At 66.9% G+C, this 25,196-nt stretch carries 23 protein-coding genes and 1 pseudogene; 13 read left to right on the top strand and 11 right to left on the bottom strand.

All coding sequences use genetic code 11. The annotated features are described in order from the left end of the window. Positions 1-230: 230 nt before the first annotated feature. The 8 genes from FDZ84_RS24115 to FDZ84_RS24080 all read right to left on the bottom strand — a co-directional run bounded on the left by FDZ84_RS24115 (position 231) and on the right by FDZ84_RS24080 (position 8,450). Positions 231-1,331, bottom strand: a complete 1,101-nt coding sequence (locus tag FDZ84_RS24115; protein ID WP_256413770.1) for a tyrosine-type recombinase/integrase — start codon at positions 1,329-1,331, stop codon at positions 231-233. Positions 1,332-1,651: 320 nt separating this feature from the next. Then, positions 1,652-1,789, bottom strand: a complete 138-nt coding sequence (locus FDZ84_RS24110; protein WP_168587752.1) for a hypothetical protein — start codon at positions 1,787-1,789, stop codon at positions 1,652-1,654. Next, positions 1,786-2,082: a transposase gene (locus FDZ84_RS24105; protein ID WP_168587751.1), complete on the bottom strand. Its 297-nt coding sequence runs from the start codon at positions 2,080-2,082 to the stop codon at positions 1,786-1,788. Before FDZ84_RS24105 ends, FDZ84_RS24110 begins: the two co-directional genes overlap by 4 nt. Positions 2,083-2,677: 595 nt before the next feature. Then, positions 2,678-3,442 (bottom strand): SDR family NAD(P)-dependent oxidoreductase, encoded by a 765-nt coding sequence (locus tag FDZ84_RS24100; protein ID WP_168587750.1) that lies wholly within the window; start codon positions 3,440-3,442, stop codon positions 2,678-2,680. A gap of 47 nt (positions 3,443-3,489) precedes the next feature. After that, positions 3,490-5,034, bottom strand: a complete 1,545-nt coding sequence (locus FDZ84_RS24095) for an AMP-binding protein (protein WP_168587749.1) — start codon at positions 5,032-5,034, stop codon at positions 3,490-3,492. Positions 5,035-5,069: 35 nt separating this feature from the next. Beyond that, positions 5,070-5,921 (bottom strand): enoyl-CoA hydratase, encoded by an 852-nt coding sequence (locus tag FDZ84_RS24090; RefSeq protein WP_168587748.1) that lies wholly within the window; start codon positions 5,919-5,921, stop codon positions 5,070-5,072. Beyond that, the gene (locus FDZ84_RS24085; RefSeq protein ID WP_168587747.1) at positions 5,918-7,459 is read right to left on the bottom strand and encodes an AMP-binding protein; all 1,542 of its coding nucleotides are present in this window, start codon (positions 7,457-7,459) and stop codon (positions 5,918-5,920) included. The genes FDZ84_RS24090 and FDZ84_RS24085 overlap by 4 nt, the downstream gene beginning before the upstream one ends. Positions 7,460-7,472: 13 nt before the next feature. Next, positions 7,473-8,450, bottom strand: coding sequence for a polysaccharide deacetylase family protein (locus FDZ84_RS24080; protein ID WP_168587746.1), 978 nt, complete (start codon positions 8,448-8,450; stop codon positions 7,473-7,475). A 158-nt stretch (positions 8,451-8,608) separates the two neighbouring features. Here FDZ84_RS24080 and FDZ84_RS24075 point away from each other — a divergent pair, with 158 nt between their 5' ends. The 6 genes from FDZ84_RS24075 to FDZ84_RS24050 all read left to right on the top strand — a co-directional run bounded on the left by FDZ84_RS24075 (position 8,609) and on the right by FDZ84_RS24050 (position 14,531). After that, positions 8,609-9,811 (top strand): CdaR family transcriptional regulator, encoded by a 1,203-nt coding sequence (locus FDZ84_RS24075; protein ID WP_168587745.1) that lies wholly within the window; start codon positions 8,609-8,611, stop codon positions 9,809-9,811. 192 nt (positions 9,812-10,003) lie between these two features. After that, positions 10,004-10,879 carry a colicin D domain-containing protein gene (locus tag FDZ84_RS24070; RefSeq protein WP_168587744.1) on the top strand — a complete coding sequence of 292 codons (876 nt, stop codon included), beginning with the start codon at positions 10,004-10,006 and terminating at the stop codon, positions 10,877-10,879. Between the two features lie 49 nt (positions 10,880-10,928). Further along, positions 10,929-11,210 (top strand): colicin immunity domain-containing protein, encoded by a 282-nt coding sequence (locus FDZ84_RS24065; protein ID WP_168587743.1) that lies wholly within the window; start codon positions 10,929-10,931, stop codon positions 11,208-11,210. A gap of 245 nt (positions 11,211-11,455) precedes the next feature. Continuing rightward, positions 11,456-11,878, top strand: coding sequence for a hypothetical protein (locus FDZ84_RS24060; protein WP_168587742.1), 423 nt, complete (start codon positions 11,456-11,458; stop codon positions 11,876-11,878). Positions 11,879-12,670: 792 nt separating this feature from the next. Next, complete coding sequence (locus FDZ84_RS24055) at positions 12,671-13,753, top strand: polyprenyl synthetase family protein (RefSeq protein ID WP_246869219.1); 1,083 nt, start codon at positions 12,671-12,673, stop codon at positions 13,751-13,753. A gap of 49 nt (positions 13,754-13,802) precedes the next feature. Next, positions 13,803-14,531, top strand: coding sequence for an HAD family phosphatase (locus FDZ84_RS24050; protein WP_168587740.1), 729 nt, complete (start codon positions 13,803-13,805; stop codon positions 14,529-14,531). Positions 14,532-14,692: 161 nt separating this feature from the next. On the opposite strand, the pseudogene FDZ84_RS40905 reads toward FDZ84_RS24050, so the two are convergent. Next, positions 14,693-15,166 (bottom strand): annotated as a pseudogene (locus FDZ84_RS40905) (reverse transcriptase/maturase family protein); the annotation flags it as partial. A 576-nt stretch (positions 15,167-15,742) separates the two neighbouring features. On the opposite strand from FDZ84_RS40905, the gene FDZ84_RS24035 reads away from it, so the two are divergent. Continuing rightward, positions 15,743-16,921, top strand: coding sequence for an ISAs1 family transposase (locus tag FDZ84_RS24035; RefSeq protein WP_371812664.1), 1,179 nt, complete (start codon positions 15,743-15,745; stop codon positions 16,919-16,921). A 39-nt stretch (positions 16,922-16,960) separates the two neighbouring features. Here the strand turns inward: FDZ84_RS24035 and FDZ84_RS37930 are convergent, their stop codons facing one another. Both FDZ84_RS37930 and FDZ84_RS24025 read right to left on the bottom strand, forming a co-directional pair. Then, positions 16,961-17,833, bottom strand: coding sequence for a transposase (locus tag FDZ84_RS37930; protein ID WP_371812916.1), 873 nt, complete (start codon positions 17,831-17,833; stop codon positions 16,961-16,963). Positions 17,834-18,082: 249 nt separating this feature from the next. Continuing rightward, the gene (locus tag FDZ84_RS24025; protein WP_168587739.1) at positions 18,083-19,252 is read right to left on the bottom strand and encodes a polyprenyl synthetase family protein; all 1,170 of its coding nucleotides are present in this window, start codon (positions 19,250-19,252) and stop codon (positions 18,083-18,085) included. 514 nt (positions 19,253-19,766) lie between these two features. Between FDZ84_RS24025 and crtI the strand changes: the two genes are divergently transcribed. Genes crtI through FDZ84_RS23995 form a run of 6 tightly spaced genes read left to right on the top strand, consistent with a single transcriptional unit; the run spans position 19,767 to position 25,194 of the window. Then, positions 19,767-21,284, top strand: coding sequence for a phytoene desaturase family protein (crtI, locus tag FDZ84_RS24020; protein ID WP_168587738.1), 1,518 nt, complete (start codon positions 19,767-19,769; stop codon positions 21,282-21,284). After that, entirely contained in the window at positions 21,281-22,252 is a 972-nt protein-coding gene (locus FDZ84_RS24015; RefSeq protein ID WP_168587737.1) for a phytoene/squalene synthase family protein, read from the top strand. Before crtI ends, FDZ84_RS24015 begins: the two co-directional genes overlap by 4 nt. Next, positions 22,252-22,587 (top strand): lycopene cyclase domain-containing protein, encoded by a 336-nt coding sequence (locus tag FDZ84_RS24010; RefSeq protein WP_168587736.1) that lies wholly within the window; start codon positions 22,252-22,254, stop codon positions 22,585-22,587. The genes FDZ84_RS24015 and FDZ84_RS24010 overlap by 1 nt, the downstream gene beginning before the upstream one ends. Beyond that, positions 22,584-22,907 carry a lycopene cyclase domain-containing protein gene (locus FDZ84_RS24005; protein ID WP_168587735.1) on the top strand — a complete coding sequence of 108 codons (324 nt, stop codon included), beginning with the start codon at positions 22,584-22,586 and terminating at the stop codon, positions 22,905-22,907. The genes FDZ84_RS24010 and FDZ84_RS24005 overlap by 4 nt, the downstream gene beginning before the upstream one ends. Further along, positions 22,904-23,641 carry a class I SAM-dependent methyltransferase gene (locus FDZ84_RS24000; protein ID WP_168587734.1) on the top strand — a complete coding sequence of 246 codons (738 nt, stop codon included), beginning with the start codon at positions 22,904-22,906 and terminating at the stop codon, positions 23,639-23,641. The genes FDZ84_RS24005 and FDZ84_RS24000 overlap by 4 nt, the downstream gene beginning before the upstream one ends. Further along, complete coding sequence (locus FDZ84_RS23995; protein ID WP_168587733.1) at positions 23,638-25,194, top strand: FAD-dependent oxidoreductase; 1,557 nt, start codon at positions 23,638-23,640, stop codon at positions 25,192-25,194. Before FDZ84_RS24000 ends, FDZ84_RS23995 begins: the two co-directional genes overlap by 4 nt. Positions 25,195-25,196 lie beyond the last annotated feature (2 nt).

Below are 25,196 nucleotides of genomic sequence, written 5' to 3'. Positions count from 1 at the left end.
ACCCAGCCGAGGCAGTTCAGCGCACGCACCGCATCGGCTTCGAACCCGAGCGCCTCGGGCCTCCGCAAGTGCCTGCTCGGCGGCTTCTGTGGTTTCCGGAAACTGCCGGAGCGCGGCGCGGGCCAACGCAATTCCCGCCTCGTGATCGCCATGTTGCGAACGTTGCCAACTTGTTCGTAATGCCCGAGTAGCACGCTCAGATTCTCCACCGGGGCGACGTGTGACGGCGGTCAGTGAAAAAGGTTCTGTCCCTGGTTGCTATTGACATGGCCACCGATTCGGTCGTGTACCTGGGGAAAGGCGGGAAGTTCCGGCGCGTTCGGTTCGGGCCAAAGACAGCTCGGGCGGTGAGTCGGTACCTGCGCGCCCGGGCGAAGCACCGCGGAGCGGAGTCGCCGAGCCTCTGGTTGGCCGAATGCGGCGGTCAGGCACTTCAGGCGAACGGGATAAAGATCATGCTCAAGAGGCGCGGAAAACGGGCCGGGGTGGCCGGCGTTCATGCCCACCGATGGCGCCACAACTACCCACTGATGGGCGTAGGTGTGACGCCACTGGTGCGCATGCAGACCCGCCAGCCCCGCGGCCTTCCCCAGTCGCTTGAGCCGGATCTTGACGCCATTGGCGTTCAGCGGCCGTCCCCCACGATCGGCCAACCACAACTCCGGTAGTTCAGCGCCCTTACGCTTGGCGCGTGCGCGCACATACCGGCTCAGCGCCCGGGCGGTCCTGGCCCCGATCCGCACCCGCCGTACCTTGGCTCCCTTGCCGTGGAAGACGACAGACTCCGTCTTGAGATCGACATCCTCCAGCGCCAGTCCGGCGACCTCCGACAGCCTGGCCCCGGTGTTGCAGAACAGCCGGATGATCGCTTCATCACGCAAGCTCAGGAAACCCTTGCCTTTGCACCCTTCGAGCAGGTGTGTCGTCACCTCATCGTCGATCACCGGCACCAGCTTGGTCGGGGCCTTGGGCAACCGGACCCGTTCCAGCGGTGAGCGATCGATCTCCGCTTCGTCGAGCATCAGCCACTTGAAGAACTGCTGCAGGGCCTTGTGCTTGTTGACCGCCGTGGCGGCCGAGCGCGTCTCGATCATCCAGGACTGGAACGCCTCGATGTGGGCCTTAGTGACCTCCGCGGGGTCCTCCGCCGCCGCGCTCGCCTCGGGGTCCGGCGAGTACTCGCCGAGGTAACGCGTCAACTGTGCGGCGGCCAGCATGTAGTTGTAGCGGGTGGTCTCCGGGTGGTTGCCCGACCGCAGGCTGCGGTCCCAGTCCCGCAGGTAGCCGGTCCAGGTCGTCGAGAGGCCGCCAGTGAGCCGTTCAAGATCCAAAAGCGGGATGTCCAAGCTCCGAAGTCAAGGGGTCGATAAGCGGCATGCTTGACTCCGAAGAACGAACCATGATCACAAAAAGAGGGTCTTCACAGGCTCTGACCTGCGAAGACCCTCTTCACCGTCGGGCTGACAGGATTTGAACCTGCGACCCCTTGACCCCCAGTCAGGTCCTAAAAGGACACTTACCTACGAAAACCGAGAAAACCGCAGTACAAAACACGTCGGTCCAACATCGACTATGTGCTTGCCTAAAACCTGTCCGCGCTGGTCAGAGCCCATATGGCGGATCTTCCACTGATTGCTCTCGCTACTGGCGATCACCAAGTCAGGATGCCCGGTGATGCGCCGTGCTGCTTATTATAAAAGCCCGAGCGGGCCACCTCGAGTACGCGACATAACCGCTTGACGCCGTAGACGGCACGGTGGGCGGAGATGAACGGGTAGCGGTGAGTCATCGATCCATCTCCTGCGCGAAATAGGCGGCTGCCTTACGCAGGATCTCCTTCTCGGTCTCCAACTCCGCGACCCGCTTCCGCAAGCGGGCCAGCTCAGCATCCTTATCGGCAGCCTCTGCCTCCGCGCCGTCGCCGACCTCGGCCTGCTGCTTGGCCGCACGCACCCAATTCCGCAACGTCTCATGACTCAAGCCCAGCTCGCGGGCGACCTGGTTGATCGGACGACCGGTGGAGAACACCAGCTCCACCGCATCACGCTTGAACTCGTCGCTGTACTTCGATGGCCGTCCCAACCGGGACACTCCTTCCCCTGGACCTCAAGATCCAGTATCAGAGTGTCCACACCCACGGGGGAAGCCCACAACATTCAGGGACGGCAGGAGCCCGCCCACGCGCTGGACGGACTGGCCGAGGTGACCAGCTCGGCCACGTGCCCAACACTGTGTTGTCCCGCTTGCCCAGCTGCACCTGTGGTCAAGGTGACCATGCCGGATTTAGTTCTCGGCTTTGACAGTCACTCCGCCTGGCTCCGGGCCGCCTGTCTCCCGCTTCGCGCCCGGCTTGGACCGCCTGCAAGGCGAACTGGATCAACCACCCCGCCGCGAATGTTGATCACAGCGCTTATGCGAAGCGTCGCACACGCAACTATCCACGGTGGCCCCAATGGGCATGGGTTTGGGCATGAACGGTCGCCGATCATGCCCACGGAGCACCATGCGAGCGAGATCACACGCCCAATGACCAGGCGATACACCAGAGCCACAGCGTGAAGCCGACTCAAAATCCGTACAGTGCGCGTTCGAATCGCACCGGGGGCACTTTGTTGACCAGGCGAAACAGCCGGGCATACGGAACCGGCTGGATTCGTGCGCTGCCTGGGGATCACGGTCACTTCGGTGGCATTCGTAGGGCGCCGTCGAGGCGGATTACCTCGCCGTTGATCATCTGGTTGTCGATGATGTGTGCGGCGAGCGAGGCGAACTCTTCCGGTGTGCCGAGCCGGGGCGGATGGGGTACGCGCTGTTCGAGGGTTTTCCGTGCTTTGTCGGGAAGGCCGAGCATGAGGGGTGTGGCGAAGATGCCCGGGGCGATGGTGTTCACGCGGATCCCGTGTTCGGCCAGGTCACGCGCGGCGCTGAGCGTCAGCGCGGCGATACCGCCTTTGCTGGCGGCATAAGCGGCTTGGCCGATCTGGCCGTCGTAGGCGGAGATCGAGGAGGTCATGATCACGACGCCTCGGTCGCCGTCGACCGGTTCGTTCGCGGACATCCGCGCGGCGGCGAGTCTGAGCACGTTGACCGTGCCGACGAGGTTGATGTCCAGCACCTGTTTGAACTCGTCGAGCGAGAGCGGGCCGCCGCTTCCCAGGATCCGCCCCGGTGTCGCGATCCCGGCGCACGTGATGACCACCCGCAGCCCGCCGAATTCCTCAGCGGCATCGAGTGCACGTGACACTCCCGCTTCTTCTCGAACATCGGCGGGCACGAAAACCGCGCGTTCTCCGAGGGCGTCAGCTAGCGACTGACCTGAGGAGCAGGGCAGGTCGGCGATGACGACCGAAGCGCCTTCGCGGTACAGGCGCCGCACGGTCGCTTCGCCGAGACCAGAAGCACCTCCAGTCACCACAGCCGCCGTTGTCGGATCAATGCGCATGTTTCTCCTGGAATCGCGTGGGTTTCGGAAGCTGGCGAGTGCGTTCGTCAGTCAGCGTGAAGCTCGCGCAGTTTGAACCGCTGCACCTTCCCGCTGGGTGTCTTGGGGAGCGCGTCCACGAACCGGATCAGTCGGGGGTAGGCATGGGCCGAGTAACGCTCGCGCACGTGCGCCTGAAGCTCCCGAACGAGGTCGTCTCCGGGCTCGGCACCTTCGAGGAGAACGGCATAGGCCACCACGATTTCGCCGCGCACACCGTCCGGGTCCTTCTGCCCCACCACGGCGACGTCGGCGACAGCGGGGTGGGTGATCAGCACGCTCTCCACGTCGAACGGTCCAATCCGGTATCCGGCGGCCAGGATGACGTCGTCGTCCCGTGCGGTGAAGAAGAAGTAGCCGTCCTCATCGACACGTCCGGTGTCGCCGGTGAGGTACCAGGCGCCGTCCCCGGTGAAGCGCTCGTCGGTGCGCTCGGGCTCTCCCCGGTACCCGGTGAACCAGAACAGCGGACTCTTGGTCGACACCGCGATCCGTCCGTCGACGACGTCGGCGACGATGCCCGGCAGCTGCTGTCCCATCGACGCGTCCTTGAGCGGACGTGCCACGTTCTCGTGCGCGCAGTTGCCGATGACCATGCCCAGTTCGGTCTGCCCGTAGTGGTCGCGGATCTCGACATCGAGGGTCTCGCGCGCCCACCGCACGATGTCAGGTGTCAGTGGCTCTCCCGCCGAACACGCACGCCGCAGCCGCACGCCCTCGACGAGGCCGCTGCGGCCGATGGCCCGGTACATGGTGGGTGCACCGGCGAAGTTGGTCACCGCCTGCCGTCGCAGGACCTCCGTGGTGAGCTCGGGGGTGAATCCGGCGTCCACCAGCAGGTTGCGCCGGGCCGCGGCCAGTGGTGTGACGATGCCGTAGTAGAGGCCGTAGGCCCACCCGGGGTCGGCCGCGTTCCAGTGCACGTCGTCCGCCGTGACGTCCATGGCGAAGTGCATGTACGACCGGAACCCGGCTATCGCCCGTACCGGCACCGCAACGCCCTTCGGCCGCCCCGTCGTGCCGCTGGTGTAGAGCTGCAGGAATGTGCCGTCGCCGCCAACCGTCTCCCGCCCGGTGTGGGGTTCACGGTCGGCAGCGGCCCGCTCCAACTGGACGACGTCGAGTGCCGTGATCCCGGGAATCGGGTCGACCTTGGCACGCTGCGCGGGGTCGGTGATCACGAGCTCGGCGCCGGCCGCCTCGACGCGCAGCTGGACGGCTCCGGTGGCGAACGCGGTGAACAGCGGCACGTGGACCGCACCGAGGCGCCAGATCGCCACGAGCGTGACGATGAGTTCCGGTCGTTTTCCCATGAGCACCGGCACTCTGCTGCCGCGCCGCAATTCGTGGTCGGCGAGCACGGTGGCGAGTCGGCGGGAACGCTCGGCGAGCTCACCGAAGGTCAGGTCGTACGTCCGCAGGTCGGCGTCGACGAAGGTGAAGGCGACCGCATTCGGGTCGTGCCGGTCGCACAGCAGCCACGCGACGTCGGCGTCCCGTGCGTCGTACTCGGCGAGCCAACCTTCGATGGTTGGACGGGTGTCGCTGGTCAACGCTGCCTCCCGCGGGCTGGTTCGGGATGGATTCGTCACGGCGCACGCTCCGGCGACTGGCGGGACAGCGCCCGGATCGTGTCGACACCACCGGGGTCGATGATGTCGCCGTGGCGGGAGAGGTTGTTGGCGTGCCCGGCGATGTGCAGGGCGAACGCCGAGTCCAGCGCCACGTCCTGGCCTTGGGCGGCGAGGCTGTTGTTGACGCTGGACTTCGCCAGCCGCAGCGCGTACTCGGGCATGCGTGCGATCCGCCGTGCGAGGTCGAGGGTGAAGTCCGCGAGGTCGTCGTCGGGGACCACGTGGTTGACCATGCCCAGCCGATGTGCGTCCGCAGCAGTCACAGGAGCGCCGGTGAACAGCATTTCCTTGGCCTTGCGCGCGCCCACCTCCCACACGTGGGTGAAGTACTCCGCACCGTTGAGCCCGAATGCCGCTACCGGATCGGAGAAGGTCGCCGATTCGCCGGCCACGATCAGGTCCATCGGCCACAACAGCATCAGCGCTCCGGCGATGCAACGCCCGTGGGCCTGGGCGATCGTGGGTTTGGGCAGATCGCGCCACCGGCGGCACATTCCCAGATAGGCCTCGCATTCGAACGCGTGCCTGCCCTCGACCCCGTCGGCGTCGAAAGCGCCCTCGAGGGTGGCCACGGACGGCCCGGGAATCCTCGAGTCGCGTTCGTCGAGATCATGTCCGGCGGAGAAGTCGGGGCCCGCACCAGCCAGGATGATCACCCGGACTGTGCGGTCCCGGACCGCGATCGCCAGCGCCTCGTCGAGGTCGTAGAGCATCTGGGGGTTCTGCGCATTGCGACGCTCGGGCCGGTTCAGCACCACCCGCGCGATACCGGTCTCCGGGCTCTCAAGAAGCACGGACGAACTCATGCAACCCCCTCGTCCCCGTTGTGCCCCGCCGCCTCGAGGTACTGCTGCTTGAGACGGCACTTGAACAGTTTTCCGGTGTCCTCGCGCGGCAGCTCGTCGGCGAGCACCACTTCCCGCGGCACCTTGTAGCGCGCCAGGCGGGAGCCGACGTGGGTCCGGATCTCGGCCGGGTGGAGGATCGCGCCGGGGATCGGCTGGATGTGGGCGGCGAGCACCTCTCCCAGGTCGGGGTCGGGGATGCCGAACACGGCCACATCGGCGACCCCCTCAAGGTCGAGCAGGCACGCCTCGACCTCGGCGGGGTAAATGTTCACCCCGCCCGAGATGACCATGTCGTTGAGCCGGTCGCTGAGGTAGAGATAGCCCTCGTCGTCGAGGTGGCCGATGTCGCCGAGGGTGAGGTATCCGTCCCTTTCCATCCGACGGCGTTTGGGCTCGTCATCGATGTAGGTGAAGTCCGGCCAGCCAGTGAAGCAGCGCCCGTAGACGATGCCGTCCTCGCCCACCGGCTTGTCAGTTCCGTCCTCGCCGAGGATGCGCACATCGGCATCAAGGATCGGGCGCCCGACGGTGCCCGGACGGCTCAGGGCCTCCGCCGTGTCGCAGGCGGTGAAGGCACCCACCTCGGCGCCGCCGTAGTACTCGTGCACGATCGGACCCAACCAGCCGATCATGGCTTCCTTGACGTGCCGCGGGCACGGCGCGGCCGCGTGCACGATGGCCTTCAGCGAGGAGAGGTCGTAGGAACGCCGCACCTGCTCGGGCAGCTGCAGCAGCCGGTTGAACATCGTAGGAACCATCTGCACGCTGTTGACGCGGTGCTCCTGCACCAGCCGCAGGAACTCCTCGGCGTCGAAGCGAGGCATGATGTGCAAGTTCATGCCCAGCGCGACGGCGAAGGTGGCGTGCACGTTCGGAGCGGAGTGGTAGAGCGGCGCCGGGATGAGGGTCGTCTCGGCTGGAGCCAGGTGCCACAGCTTCGCGATGTTGGCCAGCAACGTCGGGCGGTCGGCCACCGCGACCGGGTCGCGGAGCACTCCCTTGGCCCGCCCGGTGGTGCCGGACGTGTAGATCACGCTCATCGGGGCGGCAGGTGAGGGTTCGGTGCGGGGTTCGTGGTCGTCGATGCGCTGCGACAGCGTCGGCCACCTTCCGGTGGACGGCTGTTCGGCCAGCCCGTAGGCGCACCGCACCCCGCGCGGTATCTCCGCCTCGATGATCGGCAGCCCGGGTGCGCTGGACTCCACGGCCGGCAGCAGGTCGGTGTGGACCACCGCGAGCCGGGAGCGGCTGTCGGCCAGCGCGTGTGCGAGGTCGTCCCCCGTCCAGTGCCAGTTGATCGGAACCGGGGCAGCCCCGACGAGCCCGACCGCGAGCGTCACCTCCACGAACGCGATGTCATTGCGCATGACAACGGCGACGCGGTCGCCCGGACCGATCCCGTCGGCGTTGAGGGCCGATGCCAGCCGCGCAGCACGAGTGCGCAGCGTCTCCAGCGACTGAGAAGTTCCGCCTGAGTGGATTCGCGGTTCGCTCATGCCAGGTCCCTTCTCAGTGGAAGTCGGCCGGAACCGGAGTGAAGGACACCCGGCGCGTCCACTCCTGGATCGCCCGGCCAAGAACCTCGTCGTAACTCATGCCCTCGATGGGAGCCGCCTTCTCCACCTCGGCGAGCACCGCCGGCGGAACATCCGGGATGGACACGCCCGCGTGCTCGGCCCACTTCTGCGTCGAGTTGCGGAACTGGCGGGTGGTCACCGGCGAACCGATCACGTTGGCAGGGTCGGCCATCGCCCGTTCCGAGGTGACGAACACGACGCCTTCCTCGGTGAGCCGACCGAGGATCCGCTCGATGGTCGCACCGGCGACCGTCGTGCCGTGGATCAGCATGATGTGCGCCGGTGACCGGCCGAGCGCGGCAGTAGCCGCGGCTGCTTGGTTTTTAATCTGCTCGATCGCGGTGTCGACCAAGGTGTCCTCGATCCAGCGCTGCGCCGCCCGGTCCGTGAGCCGCAGGGCGCGGTCATAGGCGACCATGAACTGGGCGTCGTAGAACCAGAGCGTGACCGGGGAGGACAGGAACCCGTTTTGGCTCAGGTGAGTCTGGACCTGGCTCGTCTTGGTCGCGCTGTCGCCCTCCATGGCGAAGGCGTAGCGGAAGTAGCGCGACGGCGATGCCTCTATCCACCTGCTCAACAGCCGCTCGCTGGTCTCGATGTCGCGGAGGTAGGTGTCGACGTCCAGCCAGTTGAGGCTGATGTGCTGGTGCGTGTGGTTGCCGACGTAGTGCCCGGCGGCGCACCAGTCATCGAGGATGTCGAGCACGCGCGGATCTTCCTCCGTCGGCGCAGTGCTGTTGAAGGCGTAAACGCCGGGAACCCCGTAGGCTTCAAAAGCCTTCATCATCTTCTTCGACACGGTGTGCGGACCATGCCCTTCGGGAAACGGGATCCCGGTCCACTGGAATTGGTCGTCCACGGTGACCGCGACTTCGAGGCCTGAAAGCAGACCGCCAGAAGATTTCGACATCGGACACTCCTTTGGGTTCGAGCGAAACTCGTGCCATCGTTGCGACAGACTCAAGCAGTGCCAATGCCCATTGCTGATACACCGTTGTGTGGCGGGATCACATACGGAACGGAACGACCGGGGTGGACGGCTCTCCCGGTGTCCTCCATAGTGTCGAAATGCTGGATGCGAAGGTGGGCGGCAACCCGCTACCGTTGGAACCGTTCGTGAACTGGCTCGACCAGCACGGACGCCTGAAATTCTCCGTGCTCGCCGATCAGCTCCACGCCGAGATTCCCGAGCTCGGAGCGGCCGATCCGGACACGCTGGAGGCGTTGCGCGCGGCCATCGTCTCGCACCTGCCGGGCATGCGCGCCACCCTCATGGGTTCGAACCCGGACCCGCATCTTCCGAAACCGGCGCAGGATTTCGCGTACCTGATGGCTCGCTCGAACATTCCCCTGTCGGCCGTCCTTCGTTCCTACGAGCTGGGCCACGCCGCCATTTGGAACGAATTCACCAGCCATCTTCGCAAAAAGCAGTCGTGGACCGTTGCGCGTCGCGCCGAGGCGCTCGAGTCGGGTTCCATCCGCATGTTCGAGTACATGCAGTCCATGACCGGCGAGACGATCACCACCTACAACCGGGCTCGCGACAGCCTCATGCGGGCCACGAATTCGCGGCGCAACGAGATCGTCCGCGCCGTGCTGTCGGGCAACGGGGGCGTGCGCGAGCTGAGAGAGCTCTTCGGTTATCACATCGATGAGGTGCACATCGGGTACGTGGCCTGGAGCGTCGACCCCATGAAACACGAGGAGGTATCCGAACTCGCACGACGGGAGCTCCTCGGGTTCGCTCGGCAACACCTCTCCGTGACGACCGATTCCTCGGTCATCCACGGCTGGTTCACCCCGTGCAAGAACTCGACCTTCGACGACCTGGCCGCGGTTTCGCTGCCCAGGACCATCCGGCTGACTCTCGGAACCCCGCGCCGCGGAATCCGCGGGTTCCACCACACCCACCAGGAAGCCCTGTCGTGCGTCGACCTGACAGCGCTCCACACTCCCGCACCGACCCGGTTCCCCGACGTCGCGGTCACCGTGCTCGCCACGCAGGACAAGGAGATGGCCGCGCGGTTCGTCGATGACCACCTCGGGGCACTGCGCAGCCACGAAGACGGCGAACGTCTGATCAAGACGCTGCGGCACTACATGGACGCACACGCGAGCCCGACCCGGTGCGGTCAGCGCCTCGGCATCCATCCCAACACCGTGACCCAACGCATTCAGCGCGCGGAGACGATCCTCGGCCGCCACCTCGACCCCGCCAGTCTGGCGCTACGCCTGGCCCTGGACCTCGAGCGCACGATGGAGTTGGAGTAAACGACGGCCCTTGCGCTACGCGGTCGACAGCACCCGTGGCAGACCCTATGAGACTCCACCCGCGAGCGCCGTGGAGTCGGTGACGTCCTTCCCTTCCGGCTCAATCTGATGGTTGCGTGATGAAAGCCGCGCCTCTAATGTTTCTTTTTTGACTGGGTCAACCCCTACTACCCCAACGGCCACGTCGACAACATGCACGACGTCGCCGCCGCGTTCGCCGCAGCACGCGACAGCCTCAACGACATAGCCAACGACCTACACGCCCGATTGCAGTCGCTGGTCAGCAACAACATCGCCGAAGACCTCGACGCGCTGGAGTCGTTCTGGCAGAAGGTCGCCGCCGGCGACGACACACTCATCTCCGCACTTCCCGCTACCTGTGATGCGCTGGCGAACAGTTGCAGCGACTACGCCATCTCGGTCGAACGCACCCGCAACACCATCGGCGACATCGTTGAGGAAACAAGCCTGGAGCTCGCCGCCGTCACCGGCATCGCGTTTGTCGCTTCCCTGCTGACCACACCGGTCGGGGGTTTTGCGGTGGAAGGCGGTGCCGGGGCCGCGGTCCTGGACGCCGCGGGTGTACGAATGGCCGCAGTCGCCACAGAGTTCGTGATCAGCCTCAGCGGCGCGGTCACGACCGTGGCCGCCGTCGAAGCCAACGCCACCCTGGCCATGACCATCAACAACACCCCCGACCCCAACGTCACCCAGACCGAAACCACCCAGGTCGGCGAACGGGTCGGCACCAGTAAGACCACCGCACCGGAACTCAAGATCGACCGCAAACAGATCGAGAAGAAATACGACCGACACGCACCCGACTTCGGCGTCGACAAACCACGCAGCAAAGAAGCCTTCGATGAGTTCGAGAAAGCTATCCGCGACTTCACCCAACGCCCCGACCTCGAGCGCATGTCCGGCATCTACCGCGGAGACCCGGTGTTCTTCCAAGTGGACAAGAACACAGGACTGTTCGTCATGCAAAAACCCACCGGCGAGTTCCTCAGCGGCTGGCGACTCAACCCCGACCAGCTCACCAACGTCCTGACCAGAGGAAAGCTATGATGCCGCCAACACCGTGCGCCCACCAATGCGACCAGCCAGGAGCGAGAGCATGAGCAACGACGTCGCCGACTACGTTGGGCTCATCCGCGCCTTCACATCGGGCAAGATCTCAGCGCGCCGGTTCGAGGAACAGTACATGGCGATGTTCAAAGCAGCGACCCGCCACTTCCCCGAGCCCATCTACGAGATCCTCAACGACCTGTTCCTCGACTGCGACGAATACGTCGCCGACCCCGACCTCCGCGACGAAGACGACCTCGACGACCAGCAACTCCACGAACGCGCGACCCAAGCCCTGACCAAACTGGAAACCGGCCCCACCACGAACTGAAGCCGATGCCGACCGGCCCTTGAGCATGAAACGGGTTAGAGCCAGCTCCGGTCGGACCAGCAGCTCCGCTCGTCCATGTCTCGCAGTCCACCACGATGCGCTAGTAGGGAACAACGGGCCTCCAGCCAGGAACTGGGAACAGTGTGTTGGTCGGTGCGGCCGGTCAGTCGTGCAACCCTTCGAGTCCGTTGTGCCGTTTCCGCGACGACTGCCTGCCCCAACGGAATCTCATTGTTGAGCAGTGGATGCGCGAGCTCTCCTCCGAGCCGGACAGGCCCCTGCAGGTGCTCGACGGTGTCAATGCCAAATGGCTGGGATCCGCCGCCGACCTACGCATCGGGCTCGATCTTGGCGCCGATCCCGGGTACTGGAACCTGGTGTCCTTCCTTCCCGCCGAGCATTACCGTGCGCTGATGACAGCCGCCGGATTCACGACCACGACACCGCCCTCACTCCACGGCCGCGACGTGGATCCGCTGCTGCAGCAGTGGCGAAGAATGTCTCGCCCTACCCAGATCGACGAACAGCAGCGCGTAGCGCTCGGGCTGTGTCTAGACGTCGTCGAGCTGGATCCCCTGGGGGCACCGCTGGGGCCTTACCCGCCAGCCGGACTTTCGCCGCTCCTTCTTCGTGGCGGTCCACGAGGACGACCCCGACCACACCCCTGAACGGCGGCACGAACCCGCGTTGATCGGTGCGTTCACCGACTTGTGGGATCTCTATCTGTGACGCAGCCGCGACCAACTCCACACCGAGGGCGGGACGGTCCTTACCTCTCCGGAACTCGCTGCCGGCTTCGCCACCGCCGACCTATTACCGACCAGACCCTGATAGAGGTCAAGACCGCAACACAACCCGAAACACTGTTGTGCAGATCCACCAGGGCATCGAGTGGAGACCCGGGCATCTGGTCCCCGTGGCCGAGCCGGACGACGTCAACACCGACGGGCCAATCCGGATCGGCTACGCCCGTTGCAGCAGTGCCACGCAGGAACTGCAGAGCCGCTCGACGCGCTCGCCCGGGCCCAGTGCACGCGGGTGTTCTCGGAGAAAATCAGCACCCGGATCAAGATCCGGCCCGAGTTCGAAAAAAGCCCTCGCCCTCGTCCACGAGATCAAGCAGGCCGCCCCGCGTCTCCGCTGACCAGCGGAAGCACGCGCGCGATAAGGCTTCCCGTCAGCGCGGTGCGCAGCTCGGACATGGTTTCCCGCCTGCCGCGAAGCGGGTCTCACACCGTCGCCAATACGCATCCGGTGCGATATGCGGCGGTCCCCGAATACGCCAGAAACCCGCCCATCCGCGTGTCCGCTGGGTAGGGGGGATTTGTCGGGGAAGCTGGACGACGGCGCGCTGGTGACCGACTGCGGTGAGGGCTCCGTGGTCGAGATAGATATGATCTTTCCACGACACTCAGTCGATCGACCGGCGTGCCGGTCAGCCCCGATGCTCGTTGCCGAGCGTGCCCAAGCGAGTCATAGGAGAAACAGTGTCGAGGCCCGTTCTGATTACTCCTGACCTCGTCGAGTTTGGATCGCGGCTGACTGTCGAGCTCGAAGAGGAGTATCGCCGCGTTCTGCTTCCGTACGGTTTTACCGACCACGCGGGCGAGCTGGCTGCGGGCAGGCTTGTGCGGTCTCGTCTGGCTGCGGTCGCGGCTGGGGAAATCTCGGAACGCCTGATTCGGCGTTGTGTCGCGCTTGAACTGCTGCACACCTCGACACTGATCCACGACGACATCCTGGACAAGGGGACCGTTCGTCGTGGCGTGCCCACGCTCTGGAAGTCGGTGGGCATCGAGCAGGCGTTGCTCATCGGCAACATCGTCTCCGCAAGGGCACTGGCGATTGTCCAGGCCGACTGCGCCGAGCTAGCGAGCACGTTCCTCCAGACATTCCACAGAGTCAACGTGGCGCAACTACGAGAGTTGCGCCAGCGCGGCACGATCAAGGACAGGGCGACCCACGAGGCCATCAACATCGGCAAGACCTCGGCGATGCTAGAGCTCGGGCTCGTCGTGGGGTGCATGTCCAGTCCGCTATGGCCGGTGGATCTCACCCACCTACGTAATGCCATCCGCGAGTTCGGTGTTGGCTTCCAGTTCTCCGACGACGTCGAGGACATCCAAGCCTGGCGGGGAGAATCCGAGAAGGAGAGATCCAAGAAGGCCGACTGCGACATCGAGTTGGGCAACTACACCCTGCCCGTCACCCTCCTCGTTGAGTCAGCGACCACGGACCACAGGCCGGGTGACCCGCTAACCGTGCAGACGCTGCAGGCGTGGGGGCAGGACGACTGGGAGCCGAGTCTAAAGACCACACTGCGCATCGCCTCCGAGCATCTCCAGCGAACCGAATGGCACCTGAACCAGGAGCTCGGGTCCAACGGCGGCGCGGAGTTGTCGCACCGCCTCGCGATCTGGATCCGAGGGATGATCGAATCGTGGCAGCGGAAGGGCCTGGACACGATGCTGAACGACCTGCCGCAGCAGGCGGCAATGAATCCGAGCGCCCTCACCATGGTTGGCCCATCGGATGCACGGTAGGCGCGTTGGCAACGATTTCCCCGGCGCGGGACAGTTTGCGGTTCTCGATATGGACGGGACGTTGTTTCCCGGGATCCTCGGCATGGAGTTCGTCGCCGGTCTAGCGGCGCGAGACCTGTCCGATCCTCAGCACATCAAGGAAATCAAGCTCGCGGCGCGACGCTACGAAGACGGGGAACTCGATCTAGCCTCGGCCACGGCGATCGTGTACGAGCGTTATGCCGCGTCTCTGAAAGGGCAGGCACAACACCAGGTCCAGGAGGTCGCCCAGGAATGCTGGGCCGAGGTGAGCGGGCAGTTGTTTTCCTTCAGCCGTCGGCTCGTTGAGGACTTAGCGGAATTGGGGATCCCCAGCATGCTGATTTCAGGCAGCCCGGATGAGGTCATCCAGGCCGCGGCACGGGACCTGCGCATCCCCTACGCCCGTGGGGCGATCGCCAGCACTCACGCGGGCCGCTACACCGGTGAGCTCGCCAGCGCCCCTGGCGTACGCGGTGGAAAATCTGCCGTCCTCGCCGAGCTGACGTGCAGTACTGGCGTCGCGCCCAAGTGTGTATTGGCCCTCGGCAACTCCATCAACGACGCCGAAGTGTTTCGTCGGTCCGCCCTCAGCGTGGCCTTCGAACCCGACGGCGAGCTCATGGCCCTGGCCGAGGCCAACGGCTGGCTCATCGCCGACCGGACCAGCTTGCCCACCATGCTCAGGAAGGTCCTGGCAAGCCTGGCCGAATATCGGGGACCTCTCGAATCCTCAGGGACGGATGTGCACTCGCCCTGACACACCGGACCCCCGCAGTTCAACCGAGACCGCTGGGCCAGCACTCTCGAAAATGCTGTGAGGCGCGGCGCGCCCCGGCAAGCCGTAGCCGAGCCTGGCCTAAGCCAGGCCCGGCCCCCTCGGGTGTATTCCGGGATAAGAACCGTCTCTACGAAGGTGTCCAGCCGGTGCAGATAAATGTTGGACAGGACAGGTGAAGCGCATCCACCCTGCGGCGCGCCGCTGAGTGTCGCGTTCCAGGTCCAGTCCTCCAGGTATCCGGCTTGCAACATGTTACGCAGCAGCCTCAGGAACCGGTTGTCATGGATCTTCTCCGCCAGGATCGAGAGCATGACCTGATGATCAAGGCTTCCGAAACAATCGGCGATGTCTCCCTCAACGAACCAAGTCGTCCCGGTCCAGGTGTTGGCCACCTCCCGCAGCGCGGTATGACAGCCTCTACCAGGCCGGAACCCGCAGGGCGTGTGCAAGGTTGATCTGAGGGCTGCGGCGGGTTTCTGTCCAGGTGGGACGCGAGACGAGGGCGCGGTTTCCGGTGGGAGATCATCGGGTTGTCCAAGCCGTGACGGTCTATCCAGGAGCCGCGCTCTTGTGTTCTTGGCTTCCCAGGTTCGGGTTGTGCTTGACCGGCCCACCCTCACAGTCGAGTCCTCACGGGGTCGTGTGGATGGACTCTGGCGGGCTCTGGAGGCGGTGGGCGGGGAATCCTGTATGGGTTGCCGTTGCTGCCGGCCCTGGCGGTGCTGGCGGTGACCGCCGGTGCGAAGACGTTCATCGAGTCCGCCTCGGCGGAGAGAACCCGCAAGTTCCATTGAAATCGAACCTTCGATTTCAATGGAACTTGCGGACCGTCGGCGTGTCGCACCCCGACACGCCGATGCCTGTGGACAACCTCCGCAATTTCAATGGAAATCGTGGGCGGGTTCGGACGTGCCAGGGCCCGCAGCCTGAAAGGTCCTTGTTCTGGACGGAAACCTGCGAACCGATCTGCTCGGGGGGCCCGGCAGGGCATCCGAATATGGCGCTGGCCCGAACGGCAAAGTCGCCGGTATCGAAACGGTCCACCACCTGGCCAACCTGCCCCCCAGGGCCCCGGCAAAGTCTTGATGTGATGGGTTGACCTGCGGTAACGGCGTGTCGTGAGCGCGGGCACGGCGATCGCAGGGTGATGATCGAAGTCGCCAAACACCGATCGTCAGGAAGTCGTCGCCGTGCCCGCGTTCTCATCATCTCCTGCCCGTCAAACCCCGGTCGAGTCAGGCCCTGCCCAGCCCGCATCCGTCACGGACGCCGGATCGCCGGTCCTCCAGGGATTGCTGGAGGTGTTGACGGACGTGGTCGATCCACGCAAGCGCCGGGGTGTGCGGCACCGCCTGGCGGTGGTGCTGGCCATTGCGCTGGCGGCCACGCTGGCCGGGGCACGCTCGTTCACGGCGATCGCCGAGTGGGCCACCGATGCACCAGCGGGTGCGCTGGTCCGGCTGGGCGTTGGTCGCCGGCCGCCGTCGGAATCGACGATCCGTCGTGTACTGCAACGACTTCCCGGGGATGTGTTCGACGAGAAGATCAGTGCGTGGATGTGGCTGCGTACCAGCACGATCAGCGGGCGGCGGATCATCGCGTTCGACGGGAAAACGGTCAAGGGAGCCAAGGACACCGCCGGGAAGCTGGTGCATCTGCTCTCCGGGCTGTGCCAGCGCAGCAAAGCCGTGCTCGCCCAGGTCGCCGTCGGCGCCAAGACCAACGAAATCCCTGTACTGGCCACGCTTCTGGGCACTCTCGACATCACCAATGCGGTCATCACCGCCGACGCCATGCACTGCCAGCGCGACACCGCCCAGATCATCCGCGATCGCGGCGGCCACTACATCCTCACAGTGAAATCCAACCAGCCCACCTTAAGGAAACGAGTGAAATCACTGCCCTGGAAAGACATTCCCTCCCTGTCAGTGACTCGCGAACGCGGCCACGGCCGCCAGGACACCCGCACCCTGAAAGCGACCGAACTCATCACGGGCATCGGATTCCCCGGCGCCGCTCAGGTCCTGCGACTCACCCGGACCCGCACCAACCGCAAGACCGGAAAACGCACCCGCGAAACCGTCTACGCCATCACCAGTCTCACCGTCACCGACGCCGGACCCGACCAGATCGCCACATGGTTGCGCGGACATTGGTCGATCGAAAACGGGCTGCACTGGGTCCGCGACGTCACCTACGACGAAGACCGCAGCCAGATCCGCACCGGCCACGCACCCCAGGTGATGGCCAGCCTCCGCAACACCGCCATCAGCCTGCTCCGACTCGCCGGCCACACCAACATCGCCGCCGCCTGCCGACATCACGCCCGCGATTTCAACCGGCCCATCGAACTGCTCCTGACATGCTGAAACCCGACTTTGCCGGGACCCTGACCGGCCCCCACCTCCCTACCCGATTACCTGAACCGGACAGGTCAACCTTGCACACGCCCTGCCGGAACCCGTGTGGGCGGTCGGAGAACGTCGGCTCACAATACGCCTCCAACAGCAGACGCACCACCTCCCCGACGAGCTTGTCCGATCGGGCACGAAGCAGTAGTGGAAGGCCAACTCGCCGGTGCGCAGGTGTTTGCGGATGAGGAGGTAGTGCCGGGGTGAGGCGGTGGCGATCCAGGCCCATGCGTACCACCGGTCGCCTTTGGAGCCCTTGCCGGCCGAGCGAATCTCCCACTGTCGCTTGCGTTTCAGTAGTGTCTTCACAGCCGCGGCGGCCGAGAGCACCGTTCTGCTGGGCAGGGTGATCCGGAAGTTCTTCTGGACCCGCAGTACGTACGCCTGCTTGTCGGTCTCGAAGTGCTCCCGCAACTCGGTGCAGCTTCCGTACACCTCGTCCCCGCAATAGAAATCGGGCCGGATCCCGTCAGCGGCCACCGTCGTGCAGATGTCGATGGCCAGCTGACCTTTCGTGCGGAACTTCAGATCCCCAGGCAACGCCGAGCGCAGCGACTGCACCGGGTCGGTGATGTGCTCTTCGGGAATCCACTGCCGGAACCCGATCAACGCATGCCCGACACCTTCGCGCACATAGGACAGGTGCACCGTGTTGAGCCCGTTCTCCACCCGGCCCGCACAGCCCATATGCTGGCGTTTGACCCCCGCGGTGGCTTCACCTTTCTTCTGCTGCCCGGTCTCATCCAGCGCCCCGATCAACAACTTCCCGCGCCGGCGCCCGGCCTTGCGGGCCGCCTCTTCCAGCCCGGACACCGCGAACCGCCGAACCTCGGCCATCGCCGCGCCCTCGTCCCACACCGCCCGGTTCAGCAGCCGCTGCGTGCGGTTCGGCGTCTACTTACGGGCCTGCACGAACGGCTCGGCCCGCCGAAAACACCAGCGCAGCCGTTCCGACAACTCACCCAACTTCCGCCCAGCCAACCGAGCATCTACCCTAACAGCCGCAGCCGCCTGCGACCCTGTTGTCTTCACAAACACATGATCAACAGGCGGCTGCCCCACGCCGACACAGCCACACATTCCCACGGGTCACAACCCGAATGGCCATTGCCGTACTAGCTAGGTCGTTCGCTCAAAGCACCGAAAGGCCATGTCAGCCAAAAGACCTCGACAGAGCCCGCCCAGGTCCGGGCATTGGCCGACGAGTCGGACCGCTTCCTCGACGCGACTTCGCATGAGGTTCTCGACGACGTCGACGGCGCCGGTGGCCGCCAACAGGATCTGCCAGCTTTCGATGTCATCCTCGTCGGATGCGTCCGCTTGCGACAGGCGGTCCATCTCGCCGCGTGCTGTCGGCGTGGCGAGCTCGTAGGCGAGGGCGACGACGCTGGTGGCCTTGTGCGTCCGCAGATCGTGCGCGCTCGGCTTCCCGGTCGCGGACGCCTCTCCGAAGGTGCCGAGGAGGTCGTCGCGGAGTTGGAAGGCCTGCCCCACCAGGTCGCCGTACCCGCCCAGAACCTCCAGCAGCGGCGGTGAGCAACCGGCGAGCGCAGCACCGAGTTCGAGTGGCCGACGTACCGAGTAGTTTCCTGACTTCCGGGACATCACGTCCAGCACGTGGCGGAAGCAAGGTTTCCGTCGAGCGTCATTGAGGAGATCGACGAACTGGCCCACGGCGAGTTCGCTGCGCATCGCGTCGTAGTACGGCCAGCCACGGGCCAGCGCCGCGGCGCTCATCCCGCTCTCGCGCAGCATTTGCTCCGCCCACACCAGGAACAGGTTGCCGAGCAGCGTGGCAGCAGACCTGCCGAACCGGCTCGACGACCCCGGCACGCCCCGGCTTCGGTGCCACTGTTCGAGCTGGACGTGCGCTGCAGGGCGCCCGCGCCGCAGGGCGGAATCGTCCATGACGTCGTCTTGTAGCAGTGCGGCGGCGTGCAGGAGCTCAGCACTACCCGCAGCGCGGAACGCGTGTTCGCCCGCTTTCGCTCCGCATCGCCACCCGAGGTAGGTCAAGGTGGACCGCAGGTACTTCCCGCTCGCGGCGTACTCTCCGAGGAGATCGCTGAGGAAGTCGTCACCTTCCACACCGCGCACGTGGTTTGCCCACTGCGCGTGGACGAAGTCGAGCACGAGTTCCCGGGTCCGAGCACGTACGTTGGTCGACCAGCTCTCCAGGTCCGAGCGTTCACCGTCGCCGAGCGGAGAAGAACCGGGAGGGGCTCCGCGATCAGTGCGACCGCGCTCGCCCTCGCCGACAGCCGGTCCTTCCGGCCGAAGGTGTTGCATCCGGCCCCCTCATGTCGGTGCTGCAGCGCGGTTCGCGGCACGTGATCGCGCCGTGCCGACCGTTGGCCGGCGGCCCCCCACCCCCCATCAAGACGTCCTGGCAGAAGGCCGGACGGACGGCCTGCACTGGCCGGGACGTCTCGGCGGAAGGGTCTCCCGTCGGCGCTGATCCCGCCACTCCAGTGCGGGTGGGGATTGCGCAGTGCTCCAGGACGAAGCCAGACGTGATGTCGGCTCGCTACGCTTGGCGCGGACGACGGGCAGCTCGTCCCCAGCACCCGATTCGCCTCGTGTCGCGTTCCTCCGACGCGCCGCTTGCGCTCCGCCACGCTGTGCCGTGGCCTGCTCATCGACACGACCGCCGCGCGTGACCCGGTGTGTGGACGTCCAGTCGACCGACCGTGGGAAGCCGTGGGGATCTCTCGCAGGCCCGGTGTGCGGGCGGATGCAAATCCTGTCGCGGTGCTTCAAGGTGGGTGAAGGACGCACGCAGCCGGGGGAAGGGGGGCCGGGAATGCGGGTGGTGGGGGGCCCTACGGATCGAATCGTGGTGGTGGGCGCCGGGCTGGCCGGGCTGGCTTCCGCGCTGCACCTGGCAGGTCGCGGGCGCGAGGTCACCGTCGTCGAGCGGAACGCGACTCCCGGCGGTCGCGCGGGGCGGCTCGACCTCGGTGGGTATCGGCTCGACACCGGCCCGACCGTGCTCACCATGCCCGATGTCGTCGCCGACACCCTGGCGGCGGTCGGGGAGGCGCTCGCCGACCGGCTGGACCTTCACCCGGTGCATCCTGCCTACCGGGCGCAGTTCGCCGACGGCAGCCGTCTCGACGTGCACAGCGACCCTGAGGCGATGACTGGTGCGGTGCGCGAGTTCGCCGGTCCAGCGGATGCCGAGGGGTATCGCCGCCTGAGGTCGTGGTTGACGAAGCTGTACCGGCTCGAATTCGATCGGTTCGTCGCCGCCAACACCGACTCCCCGTTCTCGCTGCTGACGCCATCGCTGGCCCGGCTGGCCGCGATGGGCGCGTTCGGCCGCCTCGAGCGGGCGATCGGCCGGTTCCTCCGTGACGAGCGGCTGCGGCGGGTGTTCTCGTTCCAGTCGCTGTACGTCGGCCTGTCCCCGCAGCATGCGCTTGCCGCGTACGCGGTGATCTCCTACATGGACACGGTCGCGGGCGTGTCGTTCCCGCGGGGTGGTATGCGGGCGTTGCCGGACGCGCTCGCCGCCGCCGCCTGCGCCGCCGGAGTCCGCTTCCACTACCGGAGCACCGTCGTTGCCCTGGAGAAGTCCGGCAGCCGCGTGCGCGCGGTGCGCACCGCCGACGGGCGGCGCTTTCCCGCGGACGCGGTCGTGCTGACCACCGAGCTGCCGCTGGCCTACAGACTCCTCGGACGTACCCCGCGTCGACCGTTGCGCCTGCGAGCCGCCCCGTCCGCAGTCGTGCTGCACGTCGGTGCTCGGCAGCAGTGGCCGGACACCGCGCATCACACGATCCTCTTCGGCGAGAAGTGGCGTGCCACGCTTCGCGAGCTGATCTGGGACGGGAGCCTCATGAGCGACCCCTCACTGCTGGTGACTCGGCCGACCGCCACCGATCCCGCCCTCGCACCCGAGGGCCGCGACCTGGTCTACATCCTCGCCCCGGCGCCGAACTCGGAGCGCGGGCGCATCGACTGGGATCGGGTGACTAGCCCGTACGTCGAGGAACTGCTCGCGCACGTGAGCACGCGCCTGCTGCCCGGAGTGGACGCGGCCGTCGAGGTAAGTCATGCCGTTACCCCCGCCGACTGGGAGCGCGCCGGAATGGTCGGCGGGACGCCGTTCGCCCTCGCACACACCGCGGCGCAGACCGGTCCCTTCCGGCCGCGGAACCTTCCGCGAGGGGTAGAGAACGCGGTGCTGGCGGGTGGCAGCACGGTGCCGGGTGTCGGCGTACCGACCACGCTGATCTCCGGCCGGCTGGCGGCGGATCGGATCACGGGTACCGCGCGCCCCGCTCGGACCGTCCTCGGACCGGCAGCGACGCGATGACCGGCTGCCTGGACGCTGCCGGGATCATCGACTCGCGACTGCGGGCGGCGTACCTTCTCTGCCGCCGGATCAACGCCCAGCACGGCAAGACCTACTACCTCGCCACCCGGCTGCTCGCACCCGCCCAGCGCCCGGCGGTGCACGCGCTCTACGGCTTCGCCCGCTGGGCCGACGACATCGTCGACGCCGCCCCGGCCGACGCGCGCCCCGAGGACTTGGCCGCGCGTCTCGACGCCGTGTCGCGGGAGCTGTTCGCCGGGCTGGACAGCGGGCGCAGCGACGACCCGGTCCTCGCCGCGGTCGTGGACGCCGCGCGGCGCCACGGCATCCGCCGGAGCCTGTTCGCGGACTTCATGCGGTCGATGCGTATGGATCTCACAGTTTCCGACTACCCCGACCGGCGGGCTCTCGACGTCTACGTCCGCGGCTCGGCGGAAGCGATCGGCCTGCAGATGCTGCCGGTGCTGGGCACCGTGTGCGACGAGGAGGACGCCGCTCCCCACGCGGCCGCGCTGGGCAAGGCCTTCCAGCTCACCAACTTCCTGCGCGACGTCGCCGAGGACCTCGACCGCGGACGCGTCTATCTGCCTGCCGACGAGCTCGCCGCGTTCGGCGTGGACCGCGACCTGCTGGCCTGGTGCCGGCAGCACCGGCGCACCGATCCGCGGGTCCGGGCCGCCCTAGCGGACCAGCACGCGGCAACCAGGACAATCTACCGCTTTGCCCGCAACGGGATAGCGCTGCTGCACCCGATTTCCCGGCCCTGCATCGGCACCGCTCTGGTGTTGTACTCGGAAATACTGGACAGGATCGAGGAAGCCGATTTCGCAGTGTTCGCGCAGCGGGCCAGGGTGGGCCGCCTCCGCCGCGCGCGGCTCGCGACCGCCGGCCTGGTGCGGGCGCTGCGGGTGCGCAGGCGAGTGCGGGGTGGTGACCACCTCACCGCCGCGACGCGGAGGTGGGCGTGATGGAGCGGTTCGAGTACCTGCTCGTTCTCGCCGGTTGCCTGGCGGTCACCGCTCCGCTGGAGCTCTTCGGCGCGCGTGTCTACCGTCGGCCCGCCCGGCTGGCGCGGGCGGTGCTGCCGGTCGCCCTGGTGTTCCTGGTCTGGGACGCCATCGCCATCGCGGCGCAGGTCTGGAGCTACAACCCGAAGCACGTGACCGGTGTTCGGCTGCCGTTTGCGATCCCGTTGGAAGAGTTGTTGTTCTTCCTGGTGATCCCGTTGTGCGGGCTGCTGACCTACGGCTGCGTGCAGGCCATGCTCCGCCGTCGACGCCCGACGAAGGAGGTGGGTTCATGACTAGCTTGGGCTACACGGTCCCGGCCGTGCTCGCTGCCGTCGCGGTGTGCTGGTGGGAGCTCGCAGTCCTGCGCACTGGTTTGTTTGGCAAATCCGCTTACTGGATCTCGATGGCGATCGTGATGGGCTTCCAGGCCCCGGTAGACGGCTGGCTGACCAAGCTCTCGGCACCCATCGTGCTGTACGCACCGGAGCACATCAGCGGGCTCCGGTTGCCCTGGGACATACCGGTGGAGGACTTCCTGTTCGGATTCGCCCTCGTCACCGCCGCCTTGCTGCTGTGGGAACGGCAAGCCCGACGAGCCGGGGAGTCGGTATGAGAGTCGGGCGGACCGGGCTGGCTCGAAGTGCCGTGCCGGCGGCCTTCGACACGGGTGCTGCCGCCTACGACCGGCTCGTCGGCGCCAACCCGGGCTACCACGCCCATCTGCGGCTGTCGGCGCGGAGGATGCGCATCCCGGACAGCGGTCGGGGCCTGCGGCTGCTGGACGTCGGCTGCGGCACCGGCGCCTCCACCGCGGCGTTGCTGGTGGCAGCGCCGCATGCGGAGATCGTCGGGATCGACGCCTCGCCGGAGATGCTCGCCCAGGCCCGGGCGAAGTCCTGGCCCGCCTCGGTCCACTTCGTCCGAACCCCGGTCGAAAACCTGGCTGCCGCAGGGGTTTCCGGCCCGTTCGACGGGATCTTCGCCGCATACCTGATCCGAAACCTTGCCGACCCGGACCAGCAGTTGCGCATCCTGCGGGCGTTGCTGCGCCCCGGTGCGACCTTCGCCGCGCACGAGTACTCGGTCCGCGACTCGGTGGTGGCCACCGCCGTCTGGCACGCGGTGTGCTGGTCGATCATCATCCCCGCCGGGTCCCTGCTGACGGGTAACAGCGCGCTCCACCGCCACCTCTGGCGGAGCGTCACGAGCTTCGACGGTGCGGCGAGATTCCGCCAGCGCCTGGCCGAGGCCGGGTTCACCGGCGTGCACAGCGAAACGATGACCGGATGGCAGCGCGGTGTGGTGCACACCTTCCTGGCGACGAACCCGGGGCGGGAGGACGAATGAAGGGAACCGGGCCGCGCGATCCGCGTGCGGTCAGGCACCTCGCGCCGCGGGGCGCCGCGCACGCCGGCGTGCTCCCCCGGCGTCCCCGCGCCGTCGTGGCGGGCGCCGGGATCGCGGGCCTGGCCGCGGCCACCGGGCTCGCCGAACGCGGTGTCGACGTCACCGTGGTCGAACGCGAGGACTACCTCGGCGGCCGAGTCGGCGCCTGGAGCGAACGCGCTGCGGACGGCACTCCCCTATCGATGAGCCGGGGTTTCCACGCCTTCTTCCGCCAGTACTACAACCTTCGCGCACTCCTGCAGCGCGCCGATCCGGCGCTGACGCGGCTTCGCTCGGTGGAGGACTACCCGCTCCTGGACGCCCACGGCGGCCGCGACACCTTCCGCGGGCTGCCGCGCACCCCACCGTGGAACGCGCTGTTCTTCGCGCTGCGCAGCCCGACCTTCCGGTTGCGGGACCTGCTGGTGCTCGACCCGCATGCGGCCGCTCCGCTCGCTGCGGTGTCCGTGCCGGAAATCTACGAACAGCTCGACCACACCGACGCCGAGACGCTGTTGCGGCGCATCAACTTCCCGCCTTCGGCGCGGCACCTGGCGTTCGAGGTCTTCTCCCGGAGCTTCTTCGCCCCACCACGGGAGATGTCCGCCGCTGAGCTCGCCGCGATGTTCCACCTCTACTTCCTCGGATCGGCCGAGGGCCTGCTGTTCGACGTCCCTGACGCGGCGTTCGACACCGCGCTTTGGAAGCCGCTGCGAGCCTTCCTGGGGGAGCGGCGCGTGCGGTTCCGCGCCGGTGTCGAGGTCACCGGCATCGACCGCGCAGATCCCCGGTTCCGCGTGCGCACCGAAGAAGGTGAGGCGCTGCCTGCTGACGGCGTGGTGCTGGCCCTGGACGTCGCGGGCCTGCGCTCGGTCGTCGCCGCATCGCCGGATCTGCGGGATCCGGCGTGGCGCAAACAAGTGCTGGGATTGCGCACCGCACCGCCGTTCCTGGTGCACCGGCTGTGGCTGGACCGTCCCGTCGCGCCGGAACGGCCCGCGTTCCTCGCGACGAGCGGCCGGCCACCGCTCGACAACATCAGCGTGCTGAACCGGTACGAGCGCGAAGCCCGCGCGTGGGCCGATTACTGTGGGGGCGCGGTCGTGGAACTGCACGCCTACGCCGCGGAGTCCGGCCCCGGCGACGAAGCGGCCCGAGCCCGGGCACTGCGCATCCGCCTCCTCGATCGCCTGCACGAGATCTACCCGGAAACGGCCGGCGCGCGGATCGTCGCGGAACTGTCGCAGTGGCGCCAGGACTGCCCCCTGTTCGGCCTCGGCGACTTCTCCCGGCGTCCCCGCGTCCGGACGCCGTTCGACGGGTTGGTCCTCGCCGGTGACGCAATCCGCATCGATCTGCCGGTCGCCCTGATGGAACGAGCTGCGGCCACCGGATGGCACGCCGCCAACGGACTGCTCGCCCTGTGGGGCCTCGCCGGGCACGAACTCACGAGCGTGCCGACGCGCGGCCGGCTCGCTCCGCTGCGCGCATGGGCCGCTCGAGGAAGGCGATGAGG

This window comes from Saccharopolyspora sp. ASAGF58, from assembly GCF_012277335.1.
Classification (GTDB): domain Bacteria; phylum Actinomycetota; class Actinomycetes; order Mycobacteriales; family Pseudonocardiaceae; genus Saccharopolyspora; species Saccharopolyspora hattusasensis.
Note: the sequence above shows the minus strand (reverse complement) of the source record. Positions and strands in the feature narration are given on the sequence as shown.

Coding starts and splice junctions, on each gene's coding strand:
- FDZ84_RS24110 (WP_168587752.1), bottom strand. CDS start 1,789: ATGACTCACCGCTACCCGTTCATCTCCGCCCACCGTGCCGTCTACGGC.
- FDZ84_RS24100 (WP_168587750.1), bottom strand. CDS start 3,442: ATGCGCATTGATCCGACAACGGCGGCTGTGGTGACTGGAGGTGCTTCT.
- FDZ84_RS24090 (WP_168587748.1), bottom strand. CDS start 5,921: ATGAGTTCGTCCGTGCTTCTTGAGAGCCCGGAGACCGGTATCGCGCGG.
- FDZ84_RS24085 (WP_168587747.1), bottom strand. CDS start 7,459: ATGAGCGAACCGCGAATCCACTCAGGCGGAACTTCTCAGTCGCTGGAG.
- FDZ84_RS24080 (WP_168587746.1), bottom strand. CDS start 8,450: ATGTCGAAATCTTCTGGCGGTCTGCTTTCAGGCCTCGAAGTCGCGGTC.
- FDZ84_RS24075 (WP_168587745.1), top strand. CDS start 8,609: ATGCTGGATGCGAAGGTGGGCGGCAACCCGCTACCGTTGGAACCGTTC.
- FDZ84_RS24070 (WP_168587744.1), top strand. CDS start 10,004: ATGCACGACGTCGCCGCCGCGTTCGCCGCAGCACGCGACAGCCTCAAC.
- FDZ84_RS24065 (WP_168587743.1), top strand. CDS start 10,929: ATGAGCAACGACGTCGCCGACTACGTTGGGCTCATCCGCGCCTTCACA.
- FDZ84_RS24060 (WP_168587742.1), top strand. CDS start 11,456: ATGCGCGAGCTCTCCTCCGAGCCGGACAGGCCCCTGCAGGTGCTCGAC.
- FDZ84_RS24050 (WP_168587740.1), top strand. CDS start 13,803: ATGGACGGGACGTTGTTTCCCGGGATCCTCGGCATGGAGTTCGTCGCC.
- FDZ84_RS24025 (WP_168587739.1), bottom strand. CDS start 19,252: ATGCAACACCTTCGGCCGGAAGGACCGGCTGTCGGCGAGGGCGAGCGC.
- crtI (WP_168587738.1), top strand. CDS start 19,767: ATGCGGGTGGTGGGGGGCCCTACGGATCGAATCGTGGTGGTGGGCGCC.
- FDZ84_RS24015 (WP_168587737.1), top strand. CDS start 21,281: ATGACCGGCTGCCTGGACGCTGCCGGGATCATCGACTCGCGACTGCGG.
- FDZ84_RS24010 (WP_168587736.1), top strand. CDS start 22,252: ATGGAGCGGTTCGAGTACCTGCTCGTTCTCGCCGGTTGCCTGGCGGTC.
- FDZ84_RS24005 (WP_168587735.1), top strand. CDS start 22,584: ATGACTAGCTTGGGCTACACGGTCCCGGCCGTGCTCGCTGCCGTCGCG.
- FDZ84_RS24000 (WP_168587734.1), top strand. CDS start 22,904: ATGAGAGTCGGGCGGACCGGGCTGGCTCGAAGTGCCGTGCCGGCGGCC.
- FDZ84_RS23995 (WP_168587733.1), top strand. CDS start 23,638: ATGAAGGGAACCGGGCCGCGCGATCCGCGTGCGGTCAGGCACCTCGCG.